We start from the raw sequence: 19554 nt of genomic DNA, 5'->3' as shown, positions 1-19554 counted from the left end.
CAGAGCAACAGGTGCCCGCCCTAAGGGGCGCATCTGAGCATTCGGTATCCCTCCTTTTCCCTCCCCTTGATGGGGACTTCGATCCGTCCCGCAAGGGCCAGACGTGCCAGTGGCACGACTGGAGGGGAGAAGGCCATGAGGCCGATGGCCGAATGGCAAAGTCCGGCAAAGCCGGGTCGGGTGGGGTGGAGCAGCACGCACCGTATTCACCGATATCCCCAAGACTCTTTGTTTGGCCCTTCGGGCCGACCCCCACCCTTGATCCCTCCCCACAAGGGGGACGGAGAAGAAAGGACCGCAAGCTCCCCCTTGCCCGACCTGCTGTAATAACGTTAATACAGATGGATATTATCCGGGTCACGCCATAGCCCGGAAAGGCACATTATCACTCGGGGAGGGGAAACCATGAGCCAGAGAATCGTCAAACAGATCGCCCATGCCTGCATTTTTGCGCATGATCTCGACAAGACTGCGGATTTCTACAAACAGGTTCTGGGCTTTGACAAGCTGTTCAACTTTACCCGCGACGGCAAGGTGTTCGGCTATTATCTCGATGCCGGTGGCGACACCCATATCGAGGTGTTTCACAAGTCAGAAAGCCAGTTCGCCGAAACCAACCAGATCAATCACATCTGTTTCGAGGTCATCGATATGGATGCAGCCATCGCCCATATCCGCGCTGAGGGCGTTGAAGCGCGCAACAAATCCAAGGGCTGCGACGACACCTGGCAATCCTGGATCACCGATCCCAATGGGGTGAAAATCGAGCTGTTTCAATATACCCCGGCCAGCGCCCAGTTCACCGGGGGCGATCGCGTGGCGCATTGGTGACAATCAGGTCCGCCCGAACACATCCTCAAGACGGATGATATCGTCTTCGCCCAGATAGGAGCCGGTCTGCACCTCGATCAATTCGAGCAGGATTTTGCCCGGATTGGTCAGCCGGTGCACTTCGCCCTGCGGGATATAGACGCTTTCATTTTCGCCCAATTGCATGGTCTTGTCGCCGATCTGCACTTCAGCCGTGCCGCGCACCACAACCCAGTGTTCGGAACGATGGTGATGACGCTGCAAGGACAGGCGCTTGCCCGGCTTGACGAATAGCCGCTTGACCTGAAACCGCTCGCCATTGAGCACCGAGGAATACCCGCCCCAGGGCCGGTAGCTCGTCTGGTGCGTCTCGGTCAGTCCCAGCGTTGCCGCATCGGCGCTAAGCGCCTTGACCACGGCCCCAACGCTTTGCGCCTCGGAAAGACGTCCCACATAAACCGCGTCCTCGCTGGCAATCACGGCCACATCGTCGAGCCCGTTGACCGCCACATGCAGTTTCTCCGAGACGACCAGCGAATTGGTGGTGTCGCTGAGACTTGCGGGACCGCGCTGCACATTGCCCGCGGCATCCTGCACGCTGACCTTCCACACCGCATCCCATGACCCAAGATCCGACCAGCGGATGGGTGAGGGCACGACCGAGGCCAGATCAGTCTTTTCAAAGATGGCATAATCGACGGAAATATCCGGGGCGGCCGCGAAGCTTTTGGCCTCAAGCCGGATGAAATCAAGGTCTTTCTCCGCACGCTCCACCGCGCCGCTGGCGGCTGCGTAAACGTCCGGCGCCAGCTTTTCGCATTCCCCAAGAAAGGCCGATGCGGAAAAAAGGAACATGCCCGAATTCCAGTAATAATTGCCCGAGGCCACCATTTTTGTGGCCCGCGCCACATCCGGCTTTTCCACAAACCGGCTGACCGCATGCGCGCCCCCCGCCTCTGCTGCACCGGCCTCGATATACCCAAAGCCGGTTGCCGGCTCGGTCGGAGTAATCCCGAAAGTCATCAGCCTTCCCGTCGCCGCACTGGCCCGGGCGCAATCGATAGCCGTCAGATAGGCATCATCGACTGTAATATCATGGTCGGACGCCAGCACATGGATCAGCCGGTCGGTGCCGTCGGCCACCGCCACCAGACTGGCCGCAGCAATCGCTGCTGCGGTATTGCGCGCTACCGGCTCGAGCAGGATGGCTGCCAGATCTATCCCGCATTCCAGCGCCTGTTCAGCGACGAGAAACCTGTATTCCGCATTGGTAATGACGATCGGGGCCGCATAGCGCGTCGGGTCCTGCAAGCGCTCCAGCGTCAATTGATAAAGGCTGAGATCGCCGGTCAGCGGCAGGAACTGTTTTGGCCGCGCAACGCGGGACATTGGCCATAGCCGCGTCCCCTTGCCGCCCGCCAGAATGACCGGAACGATCAACCCCATATCACCACTCACGCCTCGAACTCCTGTGGGCCCATATTATCTGCTGCCAGAAAAGCTTCCAGCCCGCCAACGATCTGTTTCAGCATCACCCCTGTCGACCGGCGCGACCCTGTCTCCACATAACAGCGCAATTCCGGCGCATTGCCCGACTGCCGGAAATGCACAATGCTGCCATCGGCAAAACTCATGCGCACGCCATCCAGCCTATCGACTTCAAGCGGCGTCGCCAACCGCGGGTCGACCTGGGCCCGCGCCTCTGCCGACCCCGCCATCGCCGCCAGAAAACCCCGCCCGCGCTCAGGGCTGACTTGCTTTAACCGGTCCGCCTGCATGAACCGGGCCGGAAGATCGTCGACGAGGCCCGACACAGGCAAATCTTTTTCAACTGCATCCGCCAGAACACAGATCAGCGGCAAAAGCGCATCACGGGTCGGTAAGCGCGCCAACCGTCCGGGGCCCAGATCAAGATCGCTTTCGAGCAGAAATCCGCCATTGGCCTCAAACCCGCCCACGGCATCCCCAAACGTCGCCGCATGCGACATGGCCGCCACAACATAGGGCGAACCAATGCGGGTCCGCACAACCGTTGTGAACCATCCCGATTGTTCAATCGCACTGGTGGACGACAGCGGCGTCACCACAACGGGAATGTTAAGACGTCGCGCCGTCAACGCCCCAAGAACATCGCCATTGACCTGCCGGCCCCGCGCATCGATCAGAAGGGGCCGGTCCCCGTCACCGTCCGTCGAGACAATGGCGTCGAGCTTGTGTTCGGCCAGCATGGTCTTGGCGCGGGCAATGTCCTCGGCGCTCAGCGCTTCGGTATCAACGGCAATGAAATGGGCCGAGCGGCGGAAGGGCAGGCATTCCGCCCCAAGCGCTGTCAGGATTTCCACCAAAAGATCGCGCCCGACCGCTGAATGCAGATCAACACCAAGCCGCAACCCGGCCAGCGCATTGGAGGCAAAAGCGAGGGTGAACCGCCCCACATAGGCCCGGGCAATATCGGGATTGGGCACCGGCAGTTCGAGCGGCAAGAGGGTGCGCGGATCTTCCAGCCGTTTCGCTGCTGCGGCCCGCATCGGCGCCTCGTCATTCTTCATCAATTCGCCATCACGGCGATAGAATTTGATCCCGTTGTAATTTTCCGGAATATGGCTGCCCGTCACCATCAAGGCCGGGCATTTTTCCATCAGGGCATAGGCGGCGAGCGCCGGTGTGGGCACATTGCCCGCATAAACCACATCCCAGCCCTCTGCCTTGATCGCCGCCAGACAATCCGCGGCGATCTGTGGACTGGAGGCGCGTAGATCAGCCCCGACATAAACCCGCTTCGGCCCGGCATCGCCAACCACATGCTCCAGAAAGGCCCCGATATAGGCAGCGATATTCTGGCCGGTAAAACCCATAGCCCGCCCCCGCAACCCGGAGGTGCCAAAATCGATCTGCTCTGCCAGTGACATGAGTTTTCCCGTAATAATCCAAGAATGCGGTTCACCCGCGCGCCCGGATCAAGGGGTAAAGCCGGGCGGCCCATGAGGCAAGACCCGACAAAAAACTTGCACCTAAAACTCAGATATTGCCACCATCTTTTCGCAACCTGAAAAGCTAAATGCCGGGGCCATGACGCGCTTCATGATCGAGCAGCCAGCGCTTGCGCGCCAAACCGCCGCCATAACCAGTCAAGGCACCATTGGCTCCGGCCAATCGGTGGCAGGGGACAATAATGCTGAGCGGATTAGCCCCATTGGCATGCCCCACCGCCCGGGCCGCCAACGGCTTGCCAATCGCCATGGCGAGAGACCCGTAAGTTGAATTCTGGCCCGGCGGGATTTGATGCAAGGCCGCCCAGACGCTTTGCTGAAACGGCGTGCCGCCTGCCGCTGTGCTGAGCGCGGACAAGGCCGTGAGCTGTCCGGCAAAATAGGCGGAAAGCGCTGCAGCAAAGGCAGGGTCTATCGCCCCCGCCTGCAATTGAAACCCGGCTTTGCCAAACTGCCGCGCTAACAGGCGCTGCAACCGCGCCGGCTGATCGGCAAATTCGGCAATGCGCAAACGCCCCTGCGGGTCGGCAACCAGATGAAAATCACCCAGCGGCGTCGCAACGGTTTCAACCGCCAGCTGTTGCATCAGACCCCGGCTTCCCGATCCAGCAGCGCCTGCTTACGCGCCACCCCCCAGCGATAGCCGGAAAGCGCGCCATCAGTGCGCACCACCCGGTGACAGGGGATGGCCACCGCGATCATGTTCGCGGCACAAGCCCCGGCCACCGCCCGCACCGCCTTGGGCGTGCCAATGGCCCGGGCGATATCGGCATAGCTCGCGGTCGCACCGGCAGGGATCGCCTGCAGCGCCTGCCATACCCTTTGCTGAAACGCGGTGCCGCGAATATCAAGCGGCAGGTCCAGCCCCAGCCCCGGTGCTTCGACAAAGCCGACCACCCGGGCCACCAAAGTCTCGAAATCGGCATCGCCGCCAACCAGCACCGCCTTGGGGAATTTATCCTCCAGGTCCCGCACCAGCATTTCGGGATCATCGCCAATCAGGATGGCGCAAACCCCCTGCGCACTCTGCGCCACCAGAATAGCCCCAAGCGAACTCGCCCCAATGGCGAAACGGATTTCCGTATCCACCCCGCCCGCGCGATAGGCGCTGGGCGTCATCCCGAGGACGGCCTTGGAACTTTCATAAAACCGGCTATTGGAATTGAACCCCGCTTCATAGATGGCGGCGGTGACACTGCTCGTGCCCGCCTCCAGTGCCGCCCGCATCTTTTCGCTGCGCGCGGCCATGCCATAGGCTTTCGGCGTCAGCCCGGTGATGGATTTGAACAGGCGGTGAAAATGATAGGGGCTGAGCCCTGCCGTTTTGGCGAGTATTGCAAGGCTGGGCAGGGTTTCGGCGGCGGTAATCTGCCGGCAGGCCGCAGCGATCAACGCCGCCTGTTCTGTGGCGGGGGCGACGCCATCCGGCTTGCAGCGTTTGCAGGGGCGAAACCCCGCCTTTTCCGCCGCTGCCGGATTGTCGTGAAAGGCGACGTTTTCCACATTCGCCAGGCGGGCGGCGCAGGTCGGGCGGCAATAGACCCCCGTCGTTTTCACCGCATAAACGAAAACGCCATCATAGGCGGGGTCACGATTGATGATCGCGGTCCAGCGCGGGTCCTGTTCGCTGGCCATCACCTCTGCCGCCTTCCGTGATAAAACGCTGTCATTGTTAAGGTGCATTTCTACAATCCCTCGACTGATCCTGCCACCTTGTAGGCGCGTCCCGCAAGCCGGACACTCCGCCGCTTGCGCTCAAACTCTCTTTACTGCGCCCGCCGGAACGTCAGATTGATCCGCCGTGCCCCAAGCTTGGGATGGTTGCCGTCCTTGAGCGCCAATACCCCGTGATAGAACAGGCGCGACGGCCCGCCCCAGACCACCACATCGCCATGCAGCAGGGGGATGCGCCTGACCGGGTCGCTCCGCTTCATGCCGCCAAACTGGAACATGGCCGCAAGCCCGAGCGATACCGAGACAATAGGATGGACAAAATCGTGCTCATCCTTGTCCTGATGCAGCGACATGCGCGCGCCCGGTTGATAGCAATTGATCAAACAGGCATCGGGAGTGAAACCGGGATAACCGGCCTCAACCGCCGCGCCTTCGGCCAGATCGCGAAACACGTCTGGCATTTCAGGCCAAGGCTTGCCGCTTAGCGGATCCTCAGCCTGATAGCGATAGCCACGACGATCCGTAACCCAGCCGAAGGGCCCGCAATTGCTCATGGCGACAGACATCTCAAAACCGCCCGGCGTCACCATGTGCCGGAACGGGGCCTCGGCGATCACCGCCTCCAGCCCGTCGAGCAAGGCGGCCTCATCCGTCAACGCCCGGCCGCGCAATAGCACCGCCCCTTCCCCCAGCTCTTCCCGCCGGGGTTCGGCGGGCGGGTCATCGCCGAACAGGTCATCCATCATTTCGCGTTCAGCCGTTCAATCATCGCCATGGCCGCCGCCGGATTGCGTTCCTTGAAACCGGAGATGACATAGAGGAACACCTCACGCTGAACACCGTCTGCTGACGGCTCCGTTGCGGTCTCCAGACCCTCGGGCACCTGACCCGACGCCCAAAGCCGGGCGCGCTCCACCCATTGATCAAGCGCTGCATCATCATAGCCATTATCCGCTTCATTCGTGCCCATGATACGGGCATAAACGAATGGTGCCGTCACATCAGCAATTTGCGGAAAATCAGAATCACCGGCGACAATCACCGCCACCTGATATTCCCGCGCCAATGCGATAAATTCCGGCACCCGGAAACTGTCGTGCCGCACCTCAACCGCATGGCGCAAAGCCAGTCCGTCGACCGATTTCGGCAAGAGTTTCAAAAAGCCTTCAAAGTCTTGCGGATCGAATTTCTTCGTGCCCATGAATTGCCAGTTGATCGGGCCAAGCTTGTGCTTGAGTTCGGTAATGCCGCTCGACAAAAACCGCTCAATCGATTCGCCCGCCTCGGCCAGCACCCGCCGGTTGGTGGCAAAGCGCGGCCCCTTGAGCGCGAACATGAAATCATCCGGCGTCTCATCATGCCATTTGGCAAAACTCTCCGGTTTTTGCGAACCGTAATAGGTGCCATTGACCTCAATGGAACTGAGCTGCCGACTGGCATATTCCAGCTCGCGTTTCTGGGTGACGTCCTTGGGATAAAACGCACCGCGCCAGGGCGCATAGGTCCAGCCGCCAATGCCAATCCTGATTTTCGGTTCACTCATCGGCCGCCTCTTTTCTCACTTTGCTGCAAGGGTGTCTGCCATGTCTCAACCCGTACCGGCACCCGGTTTCTTGCGGTCCAATTGGCCACACACAGCACTATAGGTCCGCGGCAAGCTCCCGCTCAATACCCGCCTCGAACCCTCCTGACACTTCCGTACATTCCGGCACGAATGCGTGTCATAAATCCGTCTTACCTCTTGAAACGTTTCAAAAAATCGGCAACCCTGTTGTGGCGAGTGAATAATCCTGCCGGACCATGTCCAAAACCTTCGGGCCACTAGTCCGGGCATTTAGCTAGTTTGGAAAACCGTTGAGCAGCGATGCGTCAAGCAGCGCGACGAAGTTATCGGCTTCGCTCGCGCATGTTGAGGCCGCCGGCTGGGGCCGGGGGCTGAATATTCTGGTGCGGATCATCCGCATGACCCTGCGCCACCCCTTTCAGGTCAGCCTTGCCATCGGCTCCACCCTTGTGGCCGCTACCCTGCAATTGATCATCCCGCGCCTGCTCGGCATCGCGGTCGACCAGACCCAGACAGCCTTTGCCGGGGGCAGCGCCGGGGAGGCCGCTGAAGCCGCTTTGTGGACCACCGCCATGATCCTTTTGCTGGTCAGCGTGCTGCGCGGTCTTTTCACCATGCTGCAAAACTATTTCGCCGAATCCGTGGGCCACAATATCGGCTATGAATTGCGCATCGCCTGTTATGAAAAAATCCAGCGGCTCAGCTTCTCGTTTCATGACAGCGTCCATTCCGGCGATCTGATCACCATCGGCATGCTCGATCTTGAGGGCGTGCGCATGTTCTTCTCCACCGGTCTCATCCGTGTGGTGTTGCTCAGCGTGTTGATCGGGGTGGGCGCCTATATGCTCTTGTCCACCGATCTTGTGCTTGGCCTTGTCGCCCTCAGCTTTGTGCCCTTTGTGGCCTGGCGCTCATCGGTCACCCAGTTGCGCCTGCGCGCCACCTGGCTTGACCTGCAACAGCGCCTCTCTGTGCTCTCGCGGGTGATGGAGGAAAATCTGGGCGGCATCCGCGTTGTCCGGGCTTTCGCCGCCCAGGCCCACGAACTATTCAAGTTCGACACAGCCTCGAAAAGCGCCCTGGGCCTTGCCCATGACCGGGTCGGCATTCGTGTGCGCAATACCAGCGCCATGACCTTTTCATTCTTTCTCGCCATGGGTCTGGTGCTCTGGGTCGGCGGCAACAAGGTGATTGACGGCGAGATCACGGTCGGCACTCTCGCCTCCTTCCTCACCTTCATGACCATTCTGCAAATGCCGGTGCGCCAGCTTGGCATGATGGTCAATTCCTTTGCCCGCGCCTCCACCTGCGGCACCCGCCTGTTCGGCCTGCTCGATCTCGAAATCGCCGTCCGCGATGCGCCCGATGCAAAACCTCTTGATCTGACCAAGGGCGAACTGCGCTTCGACAATGTCAGCTTTGCCTATCCCGCAGCGCCCGACCGCGAAGTGCTATCCAGCCTCTCCTTCACCGCCCATCGCGGCGAAACCATCGGCATTGTCGGCCCCCCGGGCAGTGGCAAGTCGACCCTCGCCCATCTCCTCCCGCGCTTTTACGATGTCACGGACGGGCGCATTACCATTGACGGGCAGGACATCCGCGACCTGACGCTCCAGTCCCTGCGCCAAGCCGTGGCCGTAGTGCAGCAGGATGCGTTCCTCTTCACCACCACAATCGAAAACAACATTGCCTATGGCGATCCCTGGGCCAAGGACCGGCGCATCGAGCGGGCCAGTGAATCGGCGCAATTGCATAATTACGTGCTCGGCCTGCCCAGAGGCTATGACACCATTGTCGGCGAACGGGGTGTCTCGCTCTCCGGTGGTCAGCGCCAGCGCCTCTCGATTGCCCGCACCTTGATGCTGAAACCGGCCATTCTGGTCTTTGATGATTCAACCGCCGCCATCGATGCAGGCACCGAACAACGCATGCGCGGTGCTATGCGCGAACATGCCGAGGATCGGGTCACTATCGTTGTGGCCCATCGCCTGAGTTCGCTCATGCATGCCGACCGCATTCTTTTTCTCGAGGATGGCAAAATTGTCGAACAGGGCACCCATGACGAATTGCTTGCCCTTAATGGCCGCTACACAGCGCTTTATGAATTACAGGTCCGCCCCGGCGATGAAATGCTGGACGGGCCGGAGGGGACAAGGCGATGACCGGCGGATTTGAAACCGAACGCAATGACGTGCGCGACGATGGCCGCCGCCCGCCGCGCGCCGTTGTCGGCTCGCATCGCATTGAAGAGGAAATGTTCGGCAAGGTGTTTGACCGCCGGATTGTCCGGCGCATCTGGGCCTTTGTGCAGCCCTACAAGCTGAAAATGCTCCTCGCGGTCTTAGCCGTCCTGACCTTCACTGGCACCCAGCTGATGATCCCGCTGATCATCCGTTACGCCATCGACAATGGCATGGCGCCAGAAAACGGCAGCCATAGCGAACTCACCTGGGCCGTGGTGTTTTTCGGCATTGCCATCCTGATCAATTACGGCGCAAGCCAGATCCAGGAAACCGTAGTGGGCAAGGTCGCCGAGAACGTCTTATTCGACATGCGGCGCGCCATGTTTGCGCATCTCCAATATGTCTCGCTCTCCTTCATGGACAAGACCGAGGTGGGCCGGCTGATGTCGCGGCTGCAGGGCGACGTCAATTCCATGCAGGAATTCCTTGAAACCTCGGTGCTCTCGGTCGGCGACATTGTTTTGCTGTTCGGCATTGTCTTTGTCATGCTCTGGCTCGATTTCCGCCTTGGCCTGCTCACCCTTTCGGTGCTGCCGGTGCTGTTTATCGTGCGCATTTTCTGGCTGCCCCGCGCCCGCAAGGCCTTCATGGCCGCCCATGAAACCAATTCGGTCGCCAATGGTGCTTTGGCCGAAGCCATTCATGGCGTGCGCGCCGTCCAGAGCATGGATCGCCAGCAGGTCAATTTCACCCTTTACGACGACAAGGCCCGCACCAATCTGCGCAGCCACCTGACCGCCGCCAAATTCGCCCAGGTCATGGTGCCGATTGTCGATTCTCTCACCGGGCTTGCCATGGCCGTGCTGGTCGTTGTCGGCGGTTCCATGGTCCTCTCGGACAAGCTCGATGTCGGCGTCATGGTCGCCTTCCTGTTTTATATCCAGCGCTTCTTTGATCCGATCCGCTCGCTGACCATGCAATATTCGGTCATGCAGCGCGCCATGGCCTCCGGCCAGCGCCTGACCGAAGTGCTCGACGTGCCGGTCGACGTCAAGGACGCCCCCAATGCCCACGCCCTCTCCGCGGACATGGATGGTTCGGTCGAATTCAAAAACGTCACCTTCGGCTATAATCCCGAACACCCGGTGCTGAAAAACGTCAGCTTCAAGGTCAATCCCGGCGAAACCGTCGCCCTTGTCGGCCCCACCGGTTCCGGCAAATCAAGCGCCATGGCGCTGATCCATCGCTTCTACGATATTCAGGAAGGCCAGGTGCTGGTCGGGGGCCATGATGTGCGCAACGTGACCCAGGAATCCCTTGGCCAGCAGATCGCCATGGTCTTGCAGGAACCGTTCCTCTTCACCGGCTCGGTGTTCGAAAATATCCGCTATCGCAAGACCGAGGCGACAATGGACGATGTGGTCGCGGCGGCAAAAGCTGTCGGTGCCCATGATTTCATCATGAGCCTTGCCGAGGGTTATGAAACGGAACTGGGCGAGCGCGGCGGCAATCTCTCCCTCGGCCAGCGCCAGCTCATCAGTTTCGCCCGGGCGCTTGTGGCCGACGCCAAAATCCTCGTCCTCGACGAGGCCACGGCCAATATCGATTCCTATACCGAAATGCTGATCCAGAAAGCGCTGGTCACCTTGCTCGAAGGGCGCACCGGTCTTGTCATCGCCCACCGCCTAGCCACCATTCGCGGCGCCGATCGTATTATTGTTCTGCAAAACGGCCAGATGATCGAGAACGGCAATCACGATCAGCTTATGGAGAAGGCTGGCCTTTATTCAAAACTCTACAATCTCAACTATTCCTCATTCGACGACATTCCAGACGCCGAATTGACGGAAAATGAAGCGCCCGATTCCCAGACCTGACAGCCAGCGCCAGTGCCGGGATATCCGGCACCGGCCCGCATTGGTCTGCAGGAGATCACCGGCCCCGATGGCCCGCTTCCATCCTGGGCAAAAAGACCGTCAAAAGCCCCAGCACCGGCAAGACCGAACACATGTTGAACACTGCAATAATGCCGAATTGATCGGCCAGTGCGCCCAGCACCGCCGCGCCGATCGCGCCCATGCCAAAGGCAAAGCCAAACACAAAGCCCGAAACCATCCCCACTTTGCCCGGAATCAGATCCTGCGCGTAAACAACGATTGCCGCAAAGGCGGAAGACAACACCAGCCCCACGGCAACTGAGACAAACGCCGTCCCCACAAGGTTCATATGTGGCATGAGCAGGGTAAAGGGCAAGGCCCCAAGGATCGAGCACCAGATCACCGTGAGCCGGCCAAAGCGATCACCCAGCGGCCCCCCCACAAACGTGCCTGCCGCAAGCGCACCCAAAAACAGAAACAGATAAATCTGCGCCTGGGCCACCGTTACCCCGAACTTCTCGATCAGAAAGAAGCTGAAATAGCTCATGATCGACGAGATATAGACGTATTTCGACAACAAGAGTGCGCCGATCACCGCAAAAGCGGCAATAACCCGCTTCCGCGACAGCACGAATTCAACTGTCTCTGTCACCTGTTTGGCGGTGGTCATGCGCTGCTGCCCGGCAAACCACCGGCCCACGGCACCCAGAATAATCAGCGCGCCGATGGCCACAAACGCAAACCAGCCCACACTGCCCTGCCCGCGCGGCAGAATGAAATATGCGGCAGCCAGCGGGCCGAGCGCTGTCCCCAGATTGCCCCCGACCTGGAACAGCGACTGCGCAAACCCGCGGCGCCCGCCCGAAGCCATGCGCGCCACACGAGATGCCTCTGGATGGAAAATAGCCGAGCCAACCCCGCCAACCATCGCCGCCAGCACCAGCAGCCCAAAGCTATTGGCGGTTGCCACCAGCACAACTCCGGCCAGCGCAAACAACATTGATGTCGCCAGCCAATAGGGCTTTGGCTTCATGTCGCCATAAAGGCCCACTGCGGGCTGCAAAATCGATGCCGTCATCTGCTGGGCAAGCGTAATCAGCCCGATCTGCAGATAGTCAAGATTGTAGGCATCTTTGAGTAACGGATAGAGCGCCGGCAAAATGAACTGCATCAAATCATTGAGCAAATGCGACGCGCTGACGGCAAAAATTACTGCAAGCGAAGTTTTTTGCGCAGCCCTTTCAGGCGCGACACCAATAGCAACCATGTTGAAAATATCCCAAAGGCAAAACCAGCATGGAACGATACAGGTCACCCATCGAACTGGCAATGTGTATAGGGCGCACACCACCTCGATGCAAAACCCGCCGGATATATTAAAGCAGCAGGGCCGCTTGCGTATTATCGAGATTGATCAGAGTTTCAAGCGCCGCCGCCGCCGCATCCGGCAGCCCCTTTTCGATCGCGGCAACAAGTTCGGTATAGGCCGCAATTCCGGCACAGAGATAAGGGTTGTCCTTGTCGTCACCTAGCGATTTCAATGCCAGGGCCATGGTCAGTTCCACAATGCCCGTCACCGAACGCAGCAGGGCATTGCCCGAGCTTTCGGCAATCGTCCGGTGAATTTCCAGTCCGGACAGGCCATGTGCCTCCAGATTGCCATTGGCAAGTTCCATCTGGTGCAGCCAGTATTTCATCAGGCGCACATGTTCGGCGGTGCGGCGCTCGGCGGCAAGGCGCACCGCGCGTTCCTGCAATGCATTGCGCACATCAAACAGGCTCTCGAAAAACCGCTGGTCCGGTTTGGCATAGAAATGCCAGGACAGCACCTGCGGATCAAAAAAGCTCCAGCGATTGGTGGGGGTCACCCGCGTGCCGACCTTGGGGCGCGCTTCAACCATCCCCTTGGCTTCCAGGGTTTTGAGGGCCTCGCGCAGAACCGTGCGCGAAACGCCATAGGTTTCCATCATCACCGCGTCGCTGGCCAGAACCGAGCCAACAGGAAACTGACCTGTGACAATGCCATGGCCGATTTCATTGATGACGAAGGTGTGGAAGTTGCGCGCAGCAGGTCGCCCGGAGAGAGAGCGAATAAGGCTGCCAGCTTCGATCATACTAGGCCTTCTCGGACGATTCCCCTCCGGAATTGGAGGTCGCAAATATAATTCGCTGCAGCACGATGAACAAGAACAGCAGGACGCCAATGACGATCTTTGTCCACCAGCTCGACAGCGTACCATCGAAAATGATGTAGGTTTGCACCAGTCCCAGCAGCATGACACCCACAAAAGTGCCCAGCACGAAGCCATAGCCCCCGGTCAACAATGTGCCCCCGATCACCACCGCGCTGATTGCATCGAGTTCGACCCCGACTGCAGCAAGCGGATAGCCCGCCGACGTATAAAGCGAAAACACAATTCCCGCCAAGGCCGCCAGCATGCTGGAGAGCATATATATCAGCACTGTCGTATGCGCCACCGGTACGCCCATCAGTGATGCAGAGACCGGATTCCCCCCCAGTGCATAAACATAGGAACCGAACTTGGTCCGGTGGGCAAGCAGCGCCCCGCCGAGAAAGACCACAATCATCAGCATGCCGATAAAGCTGAGACGCCCGCCGCCGGGAAGCCGGATCATCAAATCGCCCAGCGTTTCATAAAACTCGTGACGGATCGGCACAGAGTCCTGGGTAATGACGGATGCACCGCCCCGCGCCAGAAACATCCCGGCCAAAGTCACAATGAAAGCGGGCACCTGCAGATAGTGGATAATAAACCCCATGGCCGCGCCAAACAGGCCGCCAACCCCAAGCGCAATGACAAAGGCCGCCAGCGGGTGGAAACCCAGCCAGTTGATCAAAACGGCAATCAGCACGCCGGTGAAACCAATAACCGACCCCACCGACAGGTCGATACCACCTGAAATGATGACAAAGGTCATGCCAACAGCGGCAATACCGAGAAAGGCATTATCGGTGAGAAAATTGCCCAGCACCCGTGTCGAGAGCATATTGGGGAACTGCACCACGCTGAGGGCATAGGCGATAATGAAGATAACGGCGGTAGCCGCCAGGGGGCGTAAACTGCGCTTCATGACGAGGCCGCCTTGGTAATGGTTGAGCGACGCCGCCGGAACGGCAATGTCACATAGGGCGACTGGATCAAAAGGATCAGGATGATCATGCCGGCCTTGACGATGAGATTGAATTCAGGCGGAAAGCCCGAAACCAGGATACCGGTATTCATGGCCTGAATGATCAGCGCGCCGATAACGGCAAGCGGAATGGAAAAGCGGCCGCCCAGCAGGGACGTGCCCCCGATGACCACAGCTAGAATGGCATCAAGCTCCAGCCAGAGACCCGAATTATTGGCGTCAGCCCCGCGAATGTCCGCTGCAACCACGATACCGGCAACGGCCGCACAAAATCCCGACAACCCATAAACCAGCATCAGCAGCATACGGCTGCGAATGCCCGCCAGCGAAGCGGCGGCCCGGTTGACACCGATCGCCTGGATGAACAGGCCGATCGCCGTCTTGCGCACCAGCATTGTCACCAGAATCAGCAAGGCCAGCGCAATGACGGCGGCCATGGGGAAACCGAGCAGGGAACCGGTACCAATGAAAATCAGCGCCGGGTCGTTGAAGGTGACGATTGAACCTTCGGTGATCAACTGGGCAATACCGCGCCCCGCAACCATGAGCACCAGCGTGGCCACAATCGGCTGAATATCGAGAACGGCCACAAGAAAGCCGTTCCAAAGGCCGCACAGCATGCCAACCGACAGGGCGCCGATGATCGCCACAGGTGTCGGATAGCCGGCAACCACCATGGTCGCCGCAACCGCACCGCACACCGCCATGATCGCGCCCACGGAAAGGTCGACCCCCTTGGTGGCGATAACACCGGTCATGCCAATGGCCAGAATGGCAACCGGCGCACCCCGGTTGAGCACATCAATGAGGCTGCCGAAAAATCGGCCATCCTGCCAGGTGACATTGAAAAAGCTGGGAAACAGCAGCCAGTTGATCAGCAAGACACCGGCCAGCGCCATCACTTGCGGATTGGCCAGGCGGGCAAACGAATTCCGCTTCATGAAACCACCTCGTCAGGGTTATTGGCGATGGCCTGCACGATCACGCCGGGATTGATGTTCTTGCCGCGCAGTTCGGCGACCACTTCGCGGTCGCGCATCACCACAATGCGTGATGAATAGGCAACCACCTCATCAAGCTCCGAGGAGATGACGAGCATCGCCATGCCATCGTCGCGCAACCGGTTGATCGTCCGCACGATTTCCGCATGCGCCCCCACGTCAATCCCGCGGGTCGGTTCGTCGAGAATAAGAAAGGCGGGGTCCGTCGCCAGCCAGCGCGAGAGAATGACCTTTTGCTGATTGCCCCCGGATAGCAGCTTGACCGGCATGTCGAGGGAGGCGGCCCTGATATCCATTGATTCACCAAACTTGCCCGCGATCTCGAGTTGCTCATCCCGGTCTAGGGCGCGGAACCAGCCCAGCTTGCCCTGCAGCGCGATGATGATGTTTTCGCGCACCGACAAATCACCCAATATGCCCTCAGCCTTGCGGTCCTCCGGGCAAAAGCCAAAACCGTGGCCAATGGCATCACTGGTGTTCTGGATACTGGCGGCCGCGCCGCTGATCCGCAGCTCGCCCTGGTCAGCAGGATCGGCACCAAACATGATGCGGGCCATCTCTGTGCGCCCCGAGCCGAGCAGCCCGGCAACACCAATAACCTCACCCTTTTGAATGGTCAGATCAAAGGGGTGAACAGCTTTCCGGCGGCCGAACCCCTTGAATTCAAGCAGCACTTCATTGCCGGGCCTCTCAAGCTCGACATCGGTGGCCCCGCTAAAGGCAATGTCCTTGCCCAGCATCAGGCGCACAACATCGGCACGATTGACAGAATCGAGCTGACGGGTCTCCACCAGCTTGCCATTGCGCAGCACCGTAACCCTGTCGGAAATCGCAAAGACCTGATCGAGAAAATGGGTAATGAAAACGATCGCCAGACCATCGCGTTTCAGATCGGCAATCACCTCGAACAATCGATCGACCTCGTTGCGGTCAAGGCTCGCGGTAGGTTCATCAAGGATCAGCACCTTGCCCGAAAGTGCCACGGCCCGCGCGATTGCCACGATCTGCTGCACAGCCACCGAATGACCGCCCAGCTCGCTGCCGGGATCCACCTGGTCAAGGCCATAGCGCGTCAGCAATTTGCGCGCATCCGCCTCCATCCGGCGATGATCAACCAGGCCGAAACGGGTGGGCTGATGGCCCAGATAGAGATTTTCTGCCACCGACCGGTTGGGCAGGAGATTGACCTCCTGATAGACCGTGCCAATGCCATGGGTCTGAGCATGCAAGGGATTGTCCAGCACAACCGGACTGCCATCAACCAGCACTTCGCCCCCGTCGGGCTGATAGGCGCCGGTCAAAATCTTGATCAGGGTGGATTTGCCCGCGCCGTTCTCTCCCAGAAGCGCATGTACCTCGCCCGCGCATACGCCGAAATCGACCGTATCGAGCGCAATATGGCCACCAAAAACCTTGATGACCCCACGTGCTTCAATCACGTATTGGCTGTCCGCCATTGCAGCTTTCCCCCCAGAAACGCGCGTCGCCATTCTAGCCGTATCGCGCAGCAAGTCCCGCCGGCGCGAACCGGCGGGACCAGAGTGTCAGGACTGATTAATAGCCCAAACCTTTGCGGGTGTCATATTCACCCTGGGGGTCATCAGCCGGTGTGTAAAGCTTGGACTCGGTGATGATGAACTTCTCAGGCACAGTGCCATCAGCAATATAGGCGGCAAGTGCATCAAAGGCGGGCCCGGCCATATTCGGGGTCAATTCCACCGTCGCATTGGCTTCGCCTGCAACCATGGCCGCAAAAATATCCGGCACGGCATCGATCGAGACAACCTTGATGTCTGTCCCCGGCTTCAAACCGGCATCCTTGATTGCCTGAATGGCACCAACGGCCATGTCATCATTATGGGCATAGACCGCGCAAATATCGGCGCCGCCATTTTCAGCCTTGATGAAGCCTTCCATCACTTCCTTGCCCTTCGAGCGGGTGAAATCGCCCGTCTGGCTGCGCGCAATGGTCAGATTGTCATGTCCCTCAAGGGCTTCCTCGAAACCCTGTTTGCGGTTGATGGCCGGGGTAGAACCCACGGTGCCCTGCAATTCAACCACCTTGCAGTCGGCATCGCCCACCGCGCCGACCAGCCATTCGCCGGCCACACGGCCTTCCTTGACCTGATCAGAGGCAACCGATGTGAGATAGAGATCTTCAGGTGCATCAACGCCGCGGTCGAGCAGGATCACCGGAATTTCGGCTTCCTTGGCTTCGCCCAGAACGTCGTCCCAGCCTGTGGCAACAACAGGCGCAACCATGATCGCGTCAACGCCCTGGGCAATAAAGCCGCGAATGGCCTTGATCTGGTTTTCCTGCTTCTGCTGGGCATCGGCAAATTTAAGGTCAATGCCGCGTTCTTCGGCCTGCTGCTTGGTGACAGATGTCTCCGCCGCGCGCCAACCCGATTCCGAACCGATCTGGCTGAAACCGACGACGAGCCCGTTAAGGCTGTCCTGTGCGACACTGACTGAAGTCAAAGCGGTAGCGAGGCTCGCCGCGACGGCAAGCTTGAAAATAATGTTCACGATATCCTCCCAAAAATGATCGCAGCGGTGTGTTCACCTGCGACGATGGGCGAAATCTACATAAAGTAATATTATATGTAAAGATGAAATTTATGACCCGCCCACCCGCATAAGCACCGGCTGAAACCCGCAGGTTTCCGGGAAAAATGCACCAAAATTGCACGACCCCATGCCAACGCTCAACGGCTTGCCGTCATGGCAAACCGGCCCGCAGATCGTAAAAACAGGTCCAAAAAAGCACGATATGAAATGGAGGACCGGGCCGCAAAAACGGCGTCGCGACAATCACATTGCCAAGCGGTCAAAAGGAAATGGCGGAGAGACAGGGATTCGAACCCTGGGAACGCTCGCGCGCTCAACGGTTTTCGAGACCGCCCCGTTCGACCACTCCGGCATCTCTCCACTCTAGGGGCCCCGCTACGCTCGAAAGCATCTTGGTCGGCAAGGCCGGTGAGGCTTATGACATAGAGATATTTCCCTTGCAACGCGCCATTTGCACGAAATGCATCTTCTTTTGCACAAACCGCCGCCGGAAATTCTGCTCCCCCCGCAATCAACCCGCCCCAAAAACCTTGACTCTGACGCCATTTCCCCCGATAAGCCGCATCATATGTGCGTACCGGGCAACTGGCGCGCCCATTTCTTTATGATAAATGCTGCTTGAGGCTGCCGCCCGGAACTGATGTCCGGTGCACCAGAAGACCACGAAAACCGGCTTTATTCGTGGCGCCACAAAGCGCGCAAGAAAGGGATTTCGGACCAAAGGCTCCGGAACAACGAAAAATGTTCGCAGTAATCAAGACTGGCGGCAAGCAATATAAAGTTGCCGCTGACGATGTCCTCAAGATCGAAAAACTTGAGGGTGAAGCCGGCGACATCGTCACCTTCGACAATGTGTTGATGGTGGGCAATGGCGCCGATATCACAATTGGTGAACCCCTCATCGAAGGCGCAATGGTTGCAGCCGAGCTGGTGGAAACCAAAAAGCAGCGTACGGTCATCATCTTCAAGAAGAACCGTCGCCACAATTATCGCCGTCGCAACGGCCATCGCCAGTTGCTGACGACAGTGCGCATCACCGAGATCCTGACCGGTGGCAAGAAGCCTTCCGCTGCGGCCAAAAAGCCCGCCGCAAAGGCCGAAACCAAGCCGGCAGCTGCCAAGGCAGACGCCAAGCCCGCAGCCAAGGCGGAAACCGCCACAGCGGATTTCAAGGATGACGTGAAGCTGATCGGCGGTGTCGGTCCGGCACTCGAGAAAAAGCTGGCCGCGCTCGGCGTGACCTCGCTCAAGCAGATCGCCGCGTTCACGCCCGAAGATATCGAGCGGGTTGACGCAGAATTGAACTTCAAGGGCCGGATCGAACGCGAAGAGTGGATCGACCAGGCCAACGACCTGATCGCGGGCAAAGAACCCCGCGCCAAGGCCGACAAGAAATAAAGCGAAGGAGCTGACCCATGGCACATAAAAAAGCAGGCGGTTCATCCCGCAATGGTCGCGATACCGCTGGCCGTCGTCTTGGCGTAAAAAAGTTCGGTGGTGAAACCGTCATCGCCGGCAACATCATTATTCGTCAGCGCGGCACCAAGTGGCACCCGGGCACCGGCGTTGGCCTTGGCAAGGATCACACGATCTTTGCACTCGTCGACGGCACCGTGACCTTCGCCAAACGCGCGAATGACAAAACCTTTGTATCGGTAAGCCCGGCAGAGGCCGCAGAATAACGGCAGGTACCTGACACCCACCTGCCGGCAGCCAACAAGGCTCCCCGGC

Annotated in this window: 17 protein-coding genes and 1 tRNA gene; 5 read left to right on the top strand and 13 right to left on the bottom strand. The window is 59.2% G+C overall.

Going from position 1 to position 19554, the window contains the following annotated elements; all coding sequences use genetic code 11:
- The first annotated feature begins 405 nt into the window (after positions 1–405).
- Positions 406–831, top strand: coding sequence for a VOC family protein (locus L1P08_RS12105; RefSeq protein ID WP_303617264.1), 426 nt, complete (start codon positions 406–408; stop codon positions 829–831).
- Positions 832–834: 3 nt separating this feature from the next.
- On the opposite strand, the gene L1P08_RS12100 is transcribed toward L1P08_RS12105, so the two are convergent.
- From L1P08_RS12100 to L1P08_RS12075, 6 genes are all read right to left on the bottom strand, one after another.
- Entirely contained in the window at positions 835–2256 is a 1422-nt protein-coding gene (locus tag L1P08_RS12100) for a mannose-1-phosphate guanylyltransferase/mannose-6-phosphate isomerase (RefSeq protein ID WP_303619565.1), read from the bottom strand.
- An 8-nt stretch (positions 2257–2264) separates the two neighbouring features.
- The gene (locus tag L1P08_RS12095; RefSeq protein ID WP_303617263.1) at positions 2265–3719 is read right to left on the bottom strand and encodes a phosphohexomutase domain-containing protein; all 1455 of its coding nucleotides are present in this window, start codon (positions 3717–3719) and stop codon (positions 2265–2267) included.
- A 145-nt stretch (positions 3720–3864) separates the two neighbouring features.
- Entirely contained in the window at positions 3865–4386 is a 522-nt protein-coding gene (locus L1P08_RS12090) for a methylated-DNA--[protein]-cysteine S-methyltransferase (RefSeq protein ID WP_303617262.1), read from the bottom strand.
- On the bottom strand, positions 4386–5483 hold the full coding sequence (ada, locus tag L1P08_RS12085) for a bifunctional DNA-binding transcriptional regulator/O6-methylguanine-DNA methyltransferase Ada (RefSeq protein WP_303617261.1): 1098 nt from the start codon (positions 5481–5483) through the stop codon (positions 4386–4388). Before ada ends, L1P08_RS12090 begins: the two co-directional genes overlap by 1 nt.
- 83 nt (positions 5484–5566) lie before the next feature.
- Positions 5567–6217: a DNA oxidative demethylase AlkB gene (gene alkB, locus L1P08_RS12080; RefSeq protein WP_303619564.1), complete on the bottom strand. Its 651-nt coding sequence runs from the start codon at positions 6215–6217 to the stop codon at positions 5567–5569.
- The gene (locus tag L1P08_RS12075; protein WP_303617260.1) at positions 6217–7017 is read right to left on the bottom strand and encodes a DUF72 domain-containing protein; all 801 of its coding nucleotides are present in this window, start codon (positions 7015–7017) and stop codon (positions 6217–6219) included. Before L1P08_RS12075 ends, alkB begins: the two co-directional genes overlap by 1 nt.
- A 311-nt stretch (positions 7018–7328) precedes the next feature.
- On the opposite strand from L1P08_RS12075, the gene L1P08_RS12070 reads away from it, so the two are divergent.
- On the top strand, positions 7329–9200 hold the full coding sequence (locus L1P08_RS12070) for an ABC transporter ATP-binding protein (RefSeq protein WP_303617259.1): 1872 nt from the start codon (positions 7329–7331) through the stop codon (positions 9198–9200).
- Positions 9197–11098: an ABC transporter ATP-binding protein gene (locus L1P08_RS12065; RefSeq protein ID WP_303617258.1), complete on the top strand. Its 1902-nt coding sequence runs from the start codon at positions 9197–9199 to the stop codon at positions 11096–11098. Before L1P08_RS12070 ends, L1P08_RS12065 begins: the two co-directional genes overlap by 4 nt.
- Before the next feature lie 55 nt (positions 11099–11153).
- Here L1P08_RS12065 and L1P08_RS12060 read toward each other — a convergent pair whose 3' ends face one another.
- The 7 genes from L1P08_RS12060 to L1P08_RS12030 form a co-directional block, all read right to left on the bottom strand.
- Positions 11154–12365 (bottom strand): MFS transporter, encoded by a 1212-nt coding sequence (locus tag L1P08_RS12060; protein WP_303617257.1) that lies wholly within the window; start codon positions 12363–12365, stop codon positions 11154–11156.
- Between the two features lie 109 nt (positions 12366–12474).
- A complete protein-coding gene (locus tag L1P08_RS12055) occupies positions 12475–13212 on the bottom strand; it encodes a FadR/GntR family transcriptional regulator (RefSeq protein WP_303617256.1) in 738 nt (245 codons plus the stop codon).
- A gap of 1 nt (position 13213) precedes the next feature.
- Positions 13214–14191, bottom strand: a complete 978-nt coding sequence (gene yjfF, locus L1P08_RS12050) for a galactofuranose ABC transporter, permease protein YjfF (protein ID WP_303617255.1) — start codon at positions 14189–14191, stop codon at positions 13214–13216.
- A complete protein-coding gene (locus tag L1P08_RS12045; RefSeq protein WP_303617254.1) occupies positions 14188–15192 on the bottom strand; it encodes an ABC transporter permease in 1005 nt (334 codons plus the stop codon). Before L1P08_RS12045 ends, yjfF begins: the two co-directional genes overlap by 4 nt.
- On the bottom strand, positions 15189–16709 hold the full coding sequence (locus L1P08_RS12040; RefSeq protein WP_303617253.1) for a sugar ABC transporter ATP-binding protein: 1521 nt from the start codon (positions 16707–16709) through the stop codon (positions 15189–15191). The genes L1P08_RS12045 and L1P08_RS12040 overlap by 4 nt, the downstream gene beginning before the upstream one ends.
- 97 nt (positions 16710–16806) lie before the next feature.
- Positions 16807–17781 carry a galactofuranose ABC transporter, galactofuranose-binding protein YtfQ gene (ytfQ, locus tag L1P08_RS12035; RefSeq protein ID WP_438268414.1) on the bottom strand — a complete coding sequence of 325 codons (975 nt, stop codon included), beginning with the start codon at positions 17779–17781 and terminating at the stop codon, positions 16807–16809.
- A gap of 312 nt (positions 17782–18093) precedes the next feature.
- Positions 18094–18183, bottom strand: a tRNA-Ser gene (locus L1P08_RS12030).
- Positions 18184–18564: 381 nt separating this feature from the next.
- Between L1P08_RS12030 and L1P08_RS12025 the strand changes: the two genes are divergently transcribed.
- Positions 18565–19221 (top strand): 50S ribosomal protein L21, encoded by a 657-nt coding sequence (locus L1P08_RS12025; protein ID WP_303617252.1) that lies wholly within the window; start codon positions 18565–18567, stop codon positions 19219–19221.
- A 17-nt stretch (positions 19222–19238) separates the two neighbouring features.
- On the top strand, positions 19239–19505 hold the full coding sequence (rpmA, locus tag L1P08_RS12020) for a 50S ribosomal protein L27 (protein ID WP_303617251.1): 267 nt from the start codon (positions 19239–19241) through the stop codon (positions 19503–19505).
- The last annotated feature ends 49 nt before the right edge of the window (positions 19506–19554 follow it).

Origin of the sequence: Mariluticola halotolerans, from assembly GCF_021611515.1 — a bacterium.
In the GTDB taxonomy this organism is placed as follows: Bacteria; Pseudomonadota; Alphaproteobacteria; order Rhizobiales; family Devosiaceae; genus Mariluticola; species Mariluticola halotolerans.
Note: the sequence above shows the minus strand (reverse complement) of the source record. Positions and strands in the feature narration are given on the sequence as shown.

Excerpts from the sequence above, each read along its gene's own strand:
- L1P08_RS12100 (WP_303619565.1), bottom strand. The coding sequence starts at position 2,256 with ATGGGGTTGATCGTTCCGGTCATTCTGGCGGGCGGCAAGGGGACGCGG.
- alkB (WP_303619564.1), bottom strand. The coding sequence starts at position 6,217 with ATGGATGACCTGTTCGGCGATGACCCGCCCGCCGAACCCCGGCGGGAA.
- L1P08_RS12060 (WP_303617257.1), bottom strand. The coding sequence starts at position 12,365 with ATGGTTGCTATTGGTGTCGCGCCTGAAAGGGCTGCGCAAAAAACTTCG.
- L1P08_RS12065 (WP_303617258.1), top strand. The coding sequence starts at position 9,197 with ATGACCGGCGGATTTGAAACCGAACGCAATGACGTGCGCGACGATGGC.
- L1P08_RS12095 (WP_303617263.1), bottom strand. The coding sequence starts at position 3,719 with ATGTCACTGGCAGAGCAGATCGATTTTGGCACCTCCGGGTTGCGGGGG.
- rpmA (WP_303617251.1), top strand. The coding sequence starts at position 19,239 with ATGGCACATAAAAAAGCAGGCGGTTCATCCCGCAATGGTCGCGATACC.
- L1P08_RS12090 (WP_303617262.1), bottom strand. The coding sequence starts at position 4,386 with ATGCAACAGCTGGCGGTTGAAACCGTTGCGACGCCGCTGGGTGATTTT.
- L1P08_RS12105 (WP_303617264.1), top strand. The coding sequence starts at position 406 with ATGAGCCAGAGAATCGTCAAACAGATCGCCCATGCCTGCATTTTTGCG.
- L1P08_RS12040 (WP_303617253.1), bottom strand. The coding sequence starts at position 16,709 with ATGGCGGACAGCCAATACGTGATTGAAGCACGTGGGGTCATCAAGGTT.
- yjfF (WP_303617255.1), bottom strand. The coding sequence starts at position 14,191 with ATGAAGCGCAGTTTACGCCCCCTGGCGGCTACCGCCGTTATCTTCATT.
- ada (WP_303617261.1), bottom strand. The coding sequence starts at position 5,483 with ATGCACCTTAACAATGACAGCGTTTTATCACGGAAGGCGGCAGAGGTG.
- L1P08_RS12055 (WP_303617256.1), bottom strand. The coding sequence starts at position 13,212 with ATGATCGAAGCTGGCAGCCTTATTCGCTCTCTCTCCGGGCGACCTGCT.
- L1P08_RS12075 (WP_303617260.1), bottom strand. The coding sequence starts at position 7,017 with ATGAGTGAACCGAAAATCAGGATTGGCATTGGCGGCTGGACCTATGCG.
- L1P08_RS12045 (WP_303617254.1), bottom strand. The coding sequence starts at position 15,192 with ATGAAGCGGAATTCGTTTGCCCGCCTGGCCAATCCGCAAGTGATGGCG.
- L1P08_RS12025 (WP_303617252.1), top strand. The coding sequence starts at position 18,565 with ATGTTCGCAGTAATCAAGACTGGCGGCAAGCAATATAAAGTTGCCGCT.